Here is an 11,965-nt window from a genome sequence, read left to right as displayed (position 1 = left end):
ATGAAACAAGTACAAACAAAAAGGGATTGGAAAAAACTTGCATACGACGTAGTAGAAGAAAAAATGATTACGAAAGAAGATGCAATTGCAATATTAGAAGCTGATGATACAGAAGTTTTAGAAATTATGAATGCAGCTTACATCATTCGCCATCATCATTTTGGTAAGAAAGTAAAGTTGAACATGATTATAAATACGAAATCTGGATTATGTCCTGAAGATTGCGGTTATTGTTCACAGTCTATTATTTCAGAAGCACCGATTGATAAATATGCATGGTTAACACAAGAGAAAATTGTTGAAGGAGCACACGAAGCAATTCGTCGTAAAGCAGGTACATATTGTATTGTTGCATCTGGTCGTCGTCCGACAGATAAAGAAGTAAATCACGTTATTGGAGCAGTTAAGGAAATTCGTGAAACAACAGAGTTGAAAATTTGCTGTTGTTTAGGGTTTTTAAATGAAGATCAAGCAGGGCGTTTAGCAGATGCTGGTGTGCATCGTTATAACCACAATTTAAATACGCATGAAAATAATTACGATAGCATTTGTTCAACGCATACGTATGACGATCGTGTTGATACAGTCCAAAAAGCGAAGCAAGCTGGCATTTCTCCATGCTCAGGGGCGATTTTCGGAATGGGAGAAACGATTGAACAGCGCGCTGAAATTGCATTTGAATTACAACGCTTAGATGCGGATTCTATTCCATGTAATTTCCTTGTCGCTGTAAAGGGTACGCCACTTGAAGGACAAAAAGAATTAACGCCTGTAGAATGTTTAAAAGTGCTGGCAATGATGCGTTTTGTAAACCCAACAAAAGAAATTCGTATTTCAGGTGGCCGAGAACTTAATTTACGTTCTGTACAGCCACTCGGTTTATTTGCGGCAAACTCTATTTTCGTAGGGGATTACTTAACAACAGCTGGACAAGAACCGACTGCGGACTGGGGTATGATTGAAGACTTAGGTTTTGAGATTGAAGAATGTGCGCTATAACATAGATGAAAGGCAAACTCTTTAAAGGGTTTGCTTTTTTTGTAAATAAAATGTAATAAAAGGCCATTGAGGCTTGATAGTAGTGGCTTTTGAGCGAAAAAAATAATTTTTGTGGACGAATTTTCCAAGCCCCAATTGTACATAGTAAAAATGTAATTTATATCGGGGCGGAGGATTTTACATGTACAAATACATATTAGCCATTATGACTTGTCTGATTTTAATAAAAGCGATAAGTGCTGATCCAGTTAAGGCGGCTGAAAATCCTGAACAAAAAGAAATGCAACAAAGAATTGAACAACATTTTCGAACGAAAGCTGAACATTTTGGTCTTGAAACAGAAGGAAAAGATTTAAAAGAAGTGAGGAAGGAAATTTCTATTATAGAAGAAGCGAAAAAGAGAGAAAATGTGTGGAGAACGGCACAAGCTCTTCGTATAAAAACAGAAGGAAAATCGATGGATGAATTAATAAAAGATGTACGAAAAAAGGTAAAGAAATAAAAAGAGGCCGTAGCCTCTTTTTATTATGCCCATTGTTTGGACAAGTGAGCCATTTCAATTGCAGCAACTGCCGATTCATATCCTTTATTACCAGCTTTTGTACCTGCACGTTCAATCGCTTGTTCAATTGTTTCTGTCGTTAATACACCGAAAATAACTGGAATGTCCGTTTGTAGTGATAAAGAGGCAACACCTTTTGCTACTTCATTACAAACGTAATCGTAATGTGTTGTAGCACCGCGAATTACTGTACCTAATGTAATAACAGCATCATACTTTCCGCTATTAGCCATCTTTTTAGCGATTAAAGGAATTTCGAATGCACCAGGAACCCATGCAACATCAATATCATTTTCTTCTACACCGTGACGCTTTAATCCATCTAAAGCACCACCAAGTAACTTGCTTGTAATAAATTCATTAAAACGTCCAACAACAACCCCAACTTTTAATCCAGTACCAACTAAATGACCTTCGAATACCATAATTTATCTCTCCCTTAATTATAAGTTTAGTAAATGTCCTAATTTGCTTACTTTCGTTTGCAAATACGTTTTATTTTCTGCTTTTGTTGGCATTTGCAACGGTACACGCTCGGTTACTTCTAAATCGTAACCTTGTAAGCCAGCAATTTTTCGTGGATTATTCGTTAATAATCGTAAACTTTGTAAGCCTAAATCTTTTAAAATTTGAGCGCCAATACCGTAATCACGAAGATCAGCTGGGAACCCAAGTTTTTCATTTGCTTCTACAGTATCTAACCCTTCTTCTTGTAACTTATAAGCGCGAAGCTTATTAAGAAGGCCAATGCCTCGTCCTTCTTGTCTCATATAGAGAAGAACGCCTTTTCCTTCACGCTCAATTTGAGCAAGTGCAGCATGTAGCTGTGGTCCGCAATCACAGCGGCACGAACCAAATACATCTCCTGTTAAGCATTCTGAATGAACGCGTACAAGTACAGGTTCGCCTGTTGAAATATCACCTTTTACGAGCGCGATATGTTCTTTCATATCTAATGAGTTAGAATAGCCAATTGCATGAAAAGTACCGAAATCTGTAGGTAATGTAATTTCCACTTCCCTCGTCACAAGTGTTTCGTGATGGCGGCGATAAGCAATTAAATCTTCAATTGTAATCATTTTTATATCAAATTGTTTTGCACACTCTAGTAAATCAGGTACACGTGCCATCGTCCCATCTTCATTTATAATCTCGCAAATGACGCCAGCTGGCTCAGCTCCGCAAAGTTTTGCTAAATCAACAGCGGCTTCTGTATGACCTGCGCGGCGAAGGACGCCACCTTCTTTCGCAATTAATGGAAAGATATGTCCAGGGCGGTTAAAATCAGTTCCTTTAGATGCGGGATTCAATAATTCCTGTATTGTCGTAGCACGCTCATGAGCACTAATGCCTGTTGTTGTAGAAACGTGATCGATGCTTACTGTAAAAGCAGTATGATGTGAATCTGTATTATGAGAAACCATTGGTTCTAACTGTAGACGTTCTGCGTATTTCTCCGTAATCGGTACGCAAACGAGACCACGACCGTGTGTAATCATAAAATTAATCGTTTCTGGTGTAATGTACTCTGCTAAAGCAATAAAATCGCCTTCATTTTCTCGGTTTTCATCATCACATACGATAACGACTTTTCCTTGTTTTAAATCTTCTAGAGCTTCTTCAATACGATGAAACATTGTGCTTCCCCCTTATAGAAATCCGTTTTCTTGTAAAAAGCTTTCGGTCATTGAATCTGTTCTTTTTGTGGGCTTTGAAATAAAGCGTTCAATATATTTTCCAATCATGTCACACTCAATGTTTACGATGTCCCCGGCTTTTTTTTCTCCGATTATAGACTCGCTTACTGTGTGGGGGATGAGTGAAATTGTAATTGAAGATTCGTCTATATCAAATATTGTTAAACTAGTGCCATCAATAGCAACGGATCCTTTATGCAAACAATAGCGTAGTAATTCATCAGAAATTGCTATTTTGTAATAGATGGCATTGTAATGTTGTTTTTTAGTTAAAATCGTACCGATGCCATCGATATGTCCGGTGACGAAATGTCCACCGAATCGTCCGTTTGCAGCCATTGCCCGTTCTAAATTCACTTTGGCACTTGGCTTTAGCATACGAAGTGATGTTGCTTTCATTGTTTCAGGCATTGCATCAACAGTGAATGAAGTAGTCGTAAAAGTAGTTACTGTTAAGCAAATGCCGTTAACTGCGATACTATCACCTAATTTGATATCTGATAAAATTTGATTTGCGTTAATAGTTAGCTTCATTGCTTCACCACTTTGAGTCATGCTTGATATCGTTCCTAACTCTTCTACGATTCCTGTAAACATTCTGTCACCTCGCTTTTTAAGGTTGCAACAATTTTTATATCATTACCAATTTGTTTCATCTCTTGAATTGTTAAGGAAAGTGCATCTTGTAACTTCGAAAAACCAGCTCCGCCAAATAAGGTGGGTGCATCTTTTCCACCAATTAATTTCGGGCTAATATAGGTCACAATTTCATTAAAACTATTTGTTTTTAAGAAGTTTGCATGCACCGTTTGACCACCTTCAACGAACAGAGAAAGAATTTGTTTCTCACCGAGTAGGGATAGGACATCTTGTATTTTAATTTGCTGTGTTTTCATTTGGTATACAACTATATTGTTAGATTCATAAGACGCTATTTTCTCTTTATTTACATCCTTACCGACAATAATCCATGTCGGAGCTAAGCCATCTGTTATGACATGAGAAGATGGCGGCGTTCGTAAGTGGGTATCTAAAATAACACGTATAGGATGTTTACCTCCGTTTAGAATTCTTGTTGTTAAATGTGGATTATCAGTTAAAACTGTATTCACACCGACTAAGATAGCATCATGCATATGACGATATTGGTGAACATCAGCACGTGCTTCTTCACTTGTAATCCACTGGCTTTCACCAGTTACAGTAGCTGTTTTTCCATCTAAGCTCATTGCTGTTTTTATTGTTACAAAGGGACGTTTCGTTTTCATATAGTGAAAAAAGTATCGATTTAATAAAGTTGCTTCCGCCTCAAGGACACCAGTAGTTACCTCGATTCCTGCTTCTTCTAATCTCCTTTTTCCATTACCAGAAACGAGTGGATTGCAATCAAGGGTAGCAATTACAACCCGCTGGACTCCTTTTTCAATGAGTAATTCACAGCAAGGTGGTGTTTTTCCAAAATGGCTACACGGTTCAAGTGTTACATAAACGGTAGCACCTTTTGCTTTTTCACCAGCCATATGAAGTGCATGAACTTCAGCATGTTCTTCACCAGCGCGCAAGTGAGCCCCCATTCCTATGATGTTTCCATCTTTTACAACAACAGCACCAACCATAGGATTGGGACTTGTTTGGCCGGTTGTACCTTGTGCTAACTGCAAGGCAATCCTCATATATTCTTGATCTGTCATTCTCTTCACCTCTCCTGAAAAAATCAAAAAACCCCAAGGATATAAAATCCTTGGGGTTTGGGAGACGTGATTTCTAGAAATATAGTTCGAATACGAAAGTATAGGAAAGAAACCTAACGATGACTGATATTTTGGCATAAGGAAAAAAACCTAGCAAAATATCAAATTCTTTCAACGCTAGTCGTATCTTTTTATTTCAGTATAGAAACATAAGTATACAAAATAAAACATATATAAAGGTTCAAAATGAAACTTTAAAAATATGCATACTGAAATAAAAGTGTATTCGCTATATAAAATTACTAGAAAACATATCCTTCTCCCATCCAGACTATACTGTCGGCCCTAGAGTTTCACTAGATCCACCGTTTTCGAGTTGAAAACGGGTCACGGACTTAGAAGTTTGCACTTCATCACCGCCGGTTGGGAATTTCACCCGACCCCGAAGGATGTTGTTTGCTCAAATTATAGCACAAAAAAAATAAAAGGCTAGAAAAAAATATTCGAATGTGAAGAATTGTGTGAAAATATATGTAGGCTGGAATGGGGAAAAAAGTATGAGAAATGTTGTAAGGAGAAGGGATATAACGGAGTTGCTAAAAAGAAAAAACATGCACAAAAAAATGTGCATGTTACGTACAAAACTATTCTGCTTCTGGTGCTCTAACAACAGACTCGAATTTGCCTTTATGCGAAGCATCGCAATAAGGCATGTTTTTCGATAAACCACAACGACATAAAGAAAATGCTGGTTTTGCTGGGAATAGATTCCCTTGTGAGTCAACTAATTCCACGTCCCCTGTAACGCGAAAAGAGCCATTATCATTTATTTTAATTTGTACTTTTGCCAACCTTATCCCTCCTTCCCAAACGCTTAATCCCATCATATAATCAGGGAGAGTACTTGACAATATAAAGTGAAACTTTAATCAGTGGGGGGCATCCCCCACTGATTATCAGCCCGCACCAATCGGGCGTTTACGGGCAGTTAATCTCCCCCCTTACTTCTTTGCCTAAGCCGAATTTTGAGGTGGGAGTCTTACTGCCCGCAAATAGCGGGACAAAAAGAGCACTTTGTTTGAGAGAGAAGAGAGTGTTATAATAGTTTTTATAACTGACTAGAGTAAGGTGACGAAAGATGGATAAAAAATTACGAACACTACAAAATATTGCAAATGAGCGCACGTGGGCATCATTTTTGAATGATAATCATCCATATAGTTTACTTCATTGGTCAATCGCAGGTGTAGGACAAGAACCGAAAGATGTTTGGTTACTGCAAGATGAGGTGACCTTTCAAACGACGGAATTTCCGACGCTAGATGAGGCAATAAAGTGGATTTCTGAAAATATGGAACAAGTTACAGACGTTTTAGCGCAGTAAAAAAACAGGCTTATGCAAGCCTGTTTTTTGTTTCTTTTACATAGGTGTTTAAAAATTGATCGATGGCAGCTTCGTACTCTTCTTTATTTTCATTATAAGAGCAAGCGTGTGCACCATGTTCTGCAATATAAAGTTGCTTATTATTTTCTTTCGCTTCATAAAGTGATTTCGTCATATCAGATAAAATATAGTCATCATCTTTGCTGTGTATAAAAAGAACAGGATTATTAATGTTTTTTATACAATCAATTGGTGAAACTTCACGAATTGTATAGCCGTCACGAACTTTTAAAAAGGCATTTGCTAAAGGTAATAAAGGCCATTTTGGCAAATGAAATTCAACCTTTAAACGATGTTGTAACTGTCCATAAAAATCAGAGAAAGGACAATCAGCAATATAAAAATCGGCACCATCTTCTACAAGTCCCGCATATTGAAGAAGAGTTGCAGCACCCATAGATTCCCCATGAATTCCGAGTGTAATATTCGTTCCAAAACGATCTTTTAGCCAGTCAACTACTGACTTTAGATCATGTTTCTCATAATAGCCGTAGCTTGTCGTTTTACCACCAGTTTTACCATGACGGCGATGATCATAAATAAATACGTTATATCCTCTGCTTAAAAATAAGTTTGCATATTTAACAGAGTTCATTTTATTTACAGTCACACCGTGGCAAAAAATCATAAATTTATTAGAATGACCAGCTGGCATGTAATATCCATGAAGTTCATATCCGAATTGAGAAGGGATGTGAACCTCCTCTTTTTGAATCGCGTTAAAATCGTCCAAATGAAAATGTTTTCTCGTTTCGCGTTCTAAAACTTCTTCCTCTGTTTTTTTCTTCAAGTACATAACTTTATTTGTAAAGAAAATCCCGATCGCAGTTAGTGCACCTAGTATAGTAAACAATGCTGTAAAAAAACGTTTCATACTTTACCTCATCCTCCAAATACCTCTACATATGATACACTTACATTGTATCACAATGATATAAAAAGGGGAGAAATCGTCTATGGTTCATATACAAAAAATCACACCAGAAATGAAAGAAACAATTCGGAGGTTTATGTGCGAAAACTGGGGGAGTTCAATGATGGTCTCGCGAGGAAGAGCGCATCAATTAGAACAATTACCTGGTTTTATCGCACTTAAAAATGACAGAATAGTGGGAATTATAACGTGTGAAGTGCTAAAAAACATGTGTGAAATTGTATCGTTAGATAGTTTTGAGGAAGGAAATGGGATTGGAACAAAACTGGTGGATTGTGTATTGCAAATGGCAAGGGAAAATGAGTGTGAAAAAGTGTGGCTCATTACGACGAATGATAATATGAACGCACTCCGATTTTACCAAAAACGTAATTTTATAATGACGAACTTATACATGGATGCCGTAAAGGAGGCGCGAAAAATAAAGAAAGAAATTCCGTTTATTGGTTATGATAATATTGCAATTTCACATGAAATTCAGTTGGAGTATACTTTGTAAGTAAAGTGAAAGTTATGTAACAACTTTCAGAAATATAAAACAATATTCTTGACGAATGTTATATTTTGGTTTAGTTTAAAATTGTAATCTATTACCATATTAAGGGGTGACGATGTGGCAACTATACGTGATGTTGCAAAATTGGCCGGTGTTTCAGTTGCAACCGTTTCAAGAGTTATTAATGAAAAAGGATATGTCCATGAAGATACGGTAAAACAAGTAAAGCAAGCAATTGAAGAGTTACAATATAGACCGAATGCTACAGCAAAGCCTTTATTTAAGCAACCTTCAACGATGATTGCATTACTGGTAGATAATTTGCATAATCCATCATACATCACCTTGCTCCGTTTCGTTGAGGAAATAGCATATAAAGAAGGGTATCAAGTAGTAGTTTGTAATATAGAAAATAAGAATAGATACATAGATATGTTGGTGCAAAATAACATTGCAGGCGTTATAATGACGAAATCTGTTTTTCAAAGTATAGGAGAAATCTCACTGCCTTTCGCTGTGCTTGAAGAACGACAATCTCTGACTAGTTATTATGAAAGTGGGCAGAAAGCTGTTTCTTTATTAAAAGAGAAAGGCTGCCAGTTTCTTGCTTATATTGGCGAGGGAGTAGAAAGTGAAGAAATGGAAGAGCATGTGGCAGGGTTTTTAGATACTGCTTGGAAAGAAGGACTTTCTTATCGAGAGGAAATTGTACAAGGGTATACGAATCAACAGTTTCTTGAATTGTTACAAAAACATCCATACATAGATGGGGTTGTAGCTTCAAGTGATAAGATCGCTATTGAGCTAATCAGGGCGGCGAAAACGCTTAATATTCATATACCAGATAAGTTGCAAATCATTGGATTTAACGGAAGTGCAGAGGGTGAATGGATAAGCCCATCATTAACGACGATTGGAAGTTATATCGAAGAAAATGGGGAGATAGCATTTCAGCAGTTAATAGGAAAAATAAAGAAGAAACAAGTGGGACAGGAAGAATTGGAAACAGAATTTAGATGTATTGAGAGAGAAACGACAAAGTAAAAGGTGCGTTTATAAAACGCACCTTTTATAGTGTAATTGCGGCAATAAAGCCGAATATAAGTAACGGTATATTATAGTGAAGAAAAGTGGGAACACACGTATCCCATATATGGTGGTGCTGACCATCAGCATTTAAACCGGACGTTGGTCCAAGTGTACTATCAGATGCTGGAGAACCTGCATCACCTAGTGCACCAGCTGTACCGATAATTGCGATTGTTGCCATTGGACTAAATCCAAGCTGGACGCATAATGGTACGAAAATTGTTGTTAAGATTGGGATGGTTGAAAAGGAAGAACCAATTCCCATCGTAACGAGAAGTCCAATAATGAGCATAAGAAATGCAGCAAGCGGTTTATTATTTCCGATTATATGTGCACTCGTTTGCACAAGAGATTCAACATGTCCAGTTTTTCGAAGAACAGCGCCAAATCCAGCGGCAGAAATCATAACAAATCCGATAAAGGACATCATACGCATTCCGCTCGTTAAAATAGCATCGGCTTCTTTAAGAGGGAGGCTACCGCTAACTGATAAGACGATAATACCTGCTAAAGCACCGAAAATCATTGATTCGGTTGCTAATTGAACAGTTAATGTAGCGATTATTGATAATAAACCAAAAGTAATGCTTCTTTTTGTATAGGGAACGATTTCATTCTGTGTAGCATGAACTTGTTCCGTTTCATACGTACGTGGTTTTCGGTATGTAATGAAAACCGCTACACATAATCCGATAATCATACCGATTGCTGGAATAGTCATTGCTTTTGGAATAAGAGCGACATCAAATGTAAGCCCGCTTTGCGCAGCATTTGTTTGCAATACGTCATGATAAATTTTTCCGAATCCTGCTGGGACCCACATGTAAGGGGTAATTAATCCAAATGTAATAAGACATGTTACAAGCCTACGATCCACCTTCAGCTCATTTAATACTTTTAAAAGTGCTGGAATTAAGATCGGGATGAAGGCGATATGAACAGGGATAATATTTTGTGAGAAACAAGCCATTGTTAAAATGATAAATAATATGAGTATTTTAGAATAGACTTGTTTTTTCGTGTCTTGTTCGTTGCCGATCCATTTTAAAGCTGATTGGATCATTGCATCAGGAAGTCCTGTTTTTGAAAGTGAAATAGCAAATCCACCGAGCATTGCGTAGCTTAATGCGATAGGAGCACTGTTCCCAAGACCGGCTGTAAAAGTACTAATTGTTTCTGAAATACCGAGTCCACCGATAAGTCCGCCCGTTAAAGCTCCAACGATAATGGCGACAATGACTTGGACACGTAATAAACTAAGCGCTAGCATGACTGCTACTGCGATGAGTACAGCGTTCATAATAAATGTAATCTCCCTAATTTTTATTCTGTTAAGGCAAGCAAATGTTTGCAGTGACATATACTTGCGACATATTATTATAAAATGTTTTTTATGAAATGTAAAAGAGCCTGTCGTTATGCATGTTGAAAAGATAGCTCTTGTTTAATTGATTGTAAAGATTGAGCGAATAGTTCAGGCTCTTCTAAATCTGGAGAGTGTGCCGAGTTTGGAAACCAAATCATTTTTTTTATCGGAGCGTGAATAATATCGCAATATTGTTGAACGAGTGCGTAAGGAGTTTGATAATCATAGCGACCAGAACAAAAATAAACCGGAACAGATAAACTTGAAATAGACGAAAAGAAATCGATTGTTAGCATCTCTTCCCATAAAACTCCTGACTTTAAATTTCCTGCGAGAAATTTGAACCAATCTAATAGCGTATATTCAGGAGAAAAGAAACCTTTTCGTATGAAAGAAAAGGAAGATCCGTTTTGGATTGCTCCACCGAATGTGCCAAGCCACTTTCTTTGAATGATGAGACGTCGTGTATCTAAAAAGGGCGGTTTCCCTAATTTTAAAAGAGAAGCTAATGCTTTTTTATGGTCATGTTTTTTTGCAGAGCTAATTAAATGTTGATATAGTAATTCTTCGTTTTGCTTCATGTGTACGATTTGACCGATGCCGATGTATGCTTCTATATATTCAGGGCATTGACTAGCGACTTTTAGTCCGATAATACTTCCCCATGAATGACCGGCAAGAATTAATTTTTTCTTATTGAACTTTTTAAGAAGATATTGAATGACTTCTTTTGCATCTGAAACAAATTGATTAATCGTAAAATTTGTTTGGATATCTCGCCATAAAAAGGATTTACCAGCCCCGCGTTGATCCCAATTAATAACGATAAAGTGCTTTTCTAACTCTTTTTGAAAATGACGAATAAAGCCAATTTGTGCCATACCAGGCCCGCCGTGACAGCATAATAAAATAGGCTGTTCCACGTTTTGCCCGCGTATAAGGAGAGATTGTTTCCGGTCATTAATCATAACGCTTTCTATCGTAGCGATACTGTTAGGGATTAATTGCTTCTTTTCGTTATAAAACTGAGGTGTATAGCTACGAAAAAGCATATGTAAACCTCCTTTTCTTAAATGGTATGAATCGCACAGGCTCTTTCTGTTGCATATACTACTAGAAAATCATTGTATCATAACATACTGGTGTGATTTCAAGTTTAGGTAATTAAGGGAGGAGGGAGAATGTGACGATTGGAGAAATTATTGATTCTTTAAATAGACGCGAATCAATCGCTATTATAGCGAAACGTCTTGAAATGAGCCCTTATACTTTATCCAAAAAATTAAGGGTGATTGGATATGAATATGATGGGGAGCAGAAAAAGCGTGTCTTTATAGGCGATGGAGAAGAACCGCGTCATTTGCAACTCCAAGAAGCTACTGCCGCCCTTCAATATGCAAAAACGGATTATCAATTACTAATTTATGAACAATTGCAAAGTATTTATGAATTGTTAAGAAAAAGAGAAGAAGTAAGCGTGCCGATTATAAGTGGAATTTCAGAGAAAAAGAAACGAACCTTTTCTATTAATACGGAAATATTAGCGAGATTAGATGTTATATCCGAAGTTAAAGGGATTCAAAAGTCTAAAATTGTAGAAGAGGCACTACAGGAATTTTTGCAACGATATGATTTTAATGAGGTATCACATTTAGATAAATGAAGAAAAGGATACTATGTTCAAAGT

Annotated in this window: 14 protein-coding genes and 1 riboswitch; of the genes, 6 read left to right on the top strand and 8 right to left on the bottom strand. The window is 37.0% G+C overall.

Features of this window, described 5'->3' with window-relative positions:
• Positions 1-999: a biotin synthase gene (bioB, locus tag ACP6L7_RS17450; protein ID WP_097830779.1), complete on the top strand. Its 999-nt coding sequence runs from the start codon at positions 1-3 to the stop codon at positions 997-999.
• 181 nt (positions 1,000-1,180) lie between these two features.
• Positions 1,181-1,501 (top strand): hypothetical protein, encoded by a 321-nt coding sequence (locus tag ACP6L7_RS17445; RefSeq protein ID WP_000280031.1) that lies wholly within the window; start codon positions 1,181-1,183, stop codon positions 1,499-1,501.
• Positions 1,502-1,524: 23 nt separating this feature from the next.
• Here the strand turns inward: ACP6L7_RS17445 and ribH are convergent, their stop codons facing one another.
• The 5 genes from ribH to ACP6L7_RS17420 all read right to left on the bottom strand — a co-directional run bounded on the left by ribH (position 1,525) and on the right by ACP6L7_RS17420 (position 5,800).
• Positions 1,525-1,986 (bottom strand): 6,7-dimethyl-8-ribityllumazine synthase, encoded by a 462-nt coding sequence (ribH, locus tag ACP6L7_RS17440; RefSeq protein WP_000230892.1) that lies wholly within the window; start codon positions 1,984-1,986, stop codon positions 1,525-1,527.
• A gap of 18 nt (positions 1,987-2,004) precedes the next feature.
• The gene (ribBA, locus tag ACP6L7_RS17435; RefSeq protein WP_097830780.1) at positions 2,005-3,198 is read right to left on the bottom strand and encodes a bifunctional 3,4-dihydroxy-2-butanone 4-phosphate synthase/GTP cyclohydrolase II; all 1,194 of its coding nucleotides are present in this window, start codon (positions 3,196-3,198) and stop codon (positions 2,005-2,007) included.
• A 12-nt stretch (positions 3,199-3,210) separates the two neighbouring features.
• On the bottom strand, positions 3,211-3,855 hold the full coding sequence (ribE, locus tag ACP6L7_RS17430) for a riboflavin synthase (protein WP_097830781.1): 645 nt from the start codon (positions 3,853-3,855) through the stop codon (positions 3,211-3,213).
• Positions 3,837-4,949 (bottom strand): bifunctional diaminohydroxyphosphoribosylaminopyrimidine deaminase/5-amino-6-(5-phosphoribosylamino)uracil reductase RibD, encoded by a 1,113-nt coding sequence (gene ribD, locus ACP6L7_RS17425; RefSeq protein ID WP_097830782.1) that lies wholly within the window; start codon positions 4,947-4,949, stop codon positions 3,837-3,839. The genes ribE and ribD overlap by 19 nt, the downstream gene beginning before the upstream one ends.
• Positions 4,950-5,259: 310 nt before the next feature.
• A riboswitch (FMN riboswitch) is annotated at positions 5,260-5,403 on the bottom strand.
• 190 nt (positions 5,404-5,593) lie between these two features.
• Positions 5,594-5,800, bottom strand: a complete 207-nt coding sequence (locus ACP6L7_RS17420; protein WP_097830783.1) for a CDGSH iron-sulfur domain-containing protein — start codon at positions 5,798-5,800, stop codon at positions 5,594-5,596.
• Positions 5,801-6,087: 287 nt separating this feature from the next.
• Between ACP6L7_RS17420 and ACP6L7_RS17415 the strand changes: the two genes are divergently transcribed.
• Positions 6,088-6,333 (top strand): YqkC family protein, encoded by a 246-nt coding sequence (locus tag ACP6L7_RS17415; protein ID WP_000358701.1) that lies wholly within the window; start codon positions 6,088-6,090, stop codon positions 6,331-6,333.
• A gap of 10 nt (positions 6,334-6,343) precedes the next feature.
• On the opposite strand, the gene ACP6L7_RS17410 is transcribed toward ACP6L7_RS17415, so the two are convergent.
• Entirely contained in the window at positions 6,344-7,267 is a 924-nt protein-coding gene (locus ACP6L7_RS17410) for an alpha/beta hydrolase (protein WP_071746985.1), read from the bottom strand.
• An 82-nt stretch (positions 7,268-7,349) separates the two neighbouring features.
• Here ACP6L7_RS17410 and ACP6L7_RS17405 point away from each other — a divergent pair, with 82 nt between their 5' ends.
• Both ACP6L7_RS17405 and ACP6L7_RS17400 read left to right on the top strand, forming a co-directional pair.
• Positions 7,350-7,826, top strand: a complete 477-nt coding sequence (locus ACP6L7_RS17405) for a GNAT family N-acetyltransferase (RefSeq protein ID WP_097830784.1) — start codon at positions 7,350-7,352, stop codon at positions 7,824-7,826.
• Between the two features lie 114 nt (positions 7,827-7,940).
• Positions 7,941-8,867: a LacI family DNA-binding transcriptional regulator gene (locus ACP6L7_RS17400; RefSeq protein WP_097830785.1), complete on the top strand. Its 927-nt coding sequence runs from the start codon at positions 7,941-7,943 to the stop codon at positions 8,865-8,867.
• A gap of 25 nt (positions 8,868-8,892) precedes the next feature.
• On the opposite strand, the gene ACP6L7_RS17395 is transcribed toward ACP6L7_RS17400, so the two are convergent.
• On the bottom strand, positions 8,893-10,212 hold the full coding sequence (locus ACP6L7_RS17395) for a Na+/H+ antiporter family protein (RefSeq protein WP_097830786.1): 1,320 nt from the start codon (positions 10,210-10,212) through the stop codon (positions 8,893-8,895).
• Positions 10,213-10,328: 116 nt separating this feature from the next.
• Positions 10,329-11,330 carry an alpha/beta fold hydrolase gene (locus tag ACP6L7_RS17390; RefSeq protein ID WP_097830787.1) on the bottom strand — a complete coding sequence of 334 codons (1,002 nt, stop codon included), beginning with the start codon at positions 11,328-11,330 and terminating at the stop codon, positions 10,329-10,331.
• Positions 11,331-11,461: 131 nt separating this feature from the next.
• Here ACP6L7_RS17390 and ACP6L7_RS17385 point away from each other — a divergent pair, with 131 nt between their 5' ends.
• Positions 11,462-11,941 (top strand): ribbon-helix-helix domain-containing protein, encoded by a 480-nt coding sequence (locus tag ACP6L7_RS17385; protein ID WP_097830788.1) that lies wholly within the window; start codon positions 11,462-11,464, stop codon positions 11,939-11,941.
• The last annotated feature ends 24 nt before the right edge of the window (positions 11,942-11,965 follow it).

It is taken from the genome of Bacillus silvicola (genome assembly GCF_050524305.1).
Taxonomy (GTDB): Bacteria; Bacillota; Bacilli; order Bacillales; family Bacillaceae_G; genus Bacillus_A; species Bacillus_A cereus_AT.
Note: the sequence above shows the minus strand (reverse complement) of the source record. Positions and strands in the feature narration are given on the sequence as shown.

What these genes read in the sequence shown, in the direction of transcription:
- bioB (WP_097830779.1), top strand. Translation starts at nt 1, where the DNA reads ATGAAACAAGTACAAACAAAAAGGGATTGGAAAAAACTTGCATACGAC.
- ACP6L7_RS17445 (WP_000280031.1), top strand. Translation starts at nt 1,181, where the DNA reads ATGTACAAATACATATTAGCCATTATGACTTGTCTGATTTTAATAAAA.
- ribH (WP_000230892.1), bottom strand. Translation starts at nt 1,986, where the DNA reads ATGGTATTCGAAGGTCATTTAGTTGGTACTGGATTAAAAGTTGGGGTT.
- ribBA (WP_097830780.1), bottom strand. Translation starts at nt 3,198, where the DNA reads ATGTTTCATCGTATTGAAGAAGCTCTAGAAGATTTAAAACAAGGAAAA.
- ribE (WP_097830781.1), bottom strand. Translation starts at nt 3,855, where the DNA reads ATGTTTACAGGAATCGTAGAAGAGTTAGGAACGATATCAAGCATGACT.
- ribD (WP_097830782.1), bottom strand. Translation starts at nt 4,949, where the DNA reads ATGACAGATCAAGAATATATGAGGATTGCCTTGCAGTTAGCACAAGGT.
- ACP6L7_RS17415 (WP_000358701.1), top strand. Translation starts at nt 6,088, where the DNA reads ATGGATAAAAAATTACGAACACTACAAAATATTGCAAATGAGCGCACG.
- ACP6L7_RS17410 (WP_071746985.1), bottom strand. Translation starts at nt 7,267, where the DNA reads ATGAAACGTTTTTTTACAGCATTGTTTACTATACTAGGTGCACTAACT.
- ACP6L7_RS17405 (WP_097830784.1), top strand. Translation starts at nt 7,350, where the DNA reads ATGGTTCATATACAAAAAATCACACCAGAAATGAAAGAAACAATTCGG.
- ACP6L7_RS17395 (WP_097830786.1), bottom strand. Translation starts at nt 10,212, where the DNA reads ATGAACGCTGTACTCATCGCAGTAGCAGTCATGCTAGCGCTTAGTTTA.
- ACP6L7_RS17390 (WP_097830787.1), bottom strand. Translation starts at nt 11,330, where the DNA reads ATGCTTTTTCGTAGCTATACACCTCAGTTTTATAACGAAAAGAAGCAA.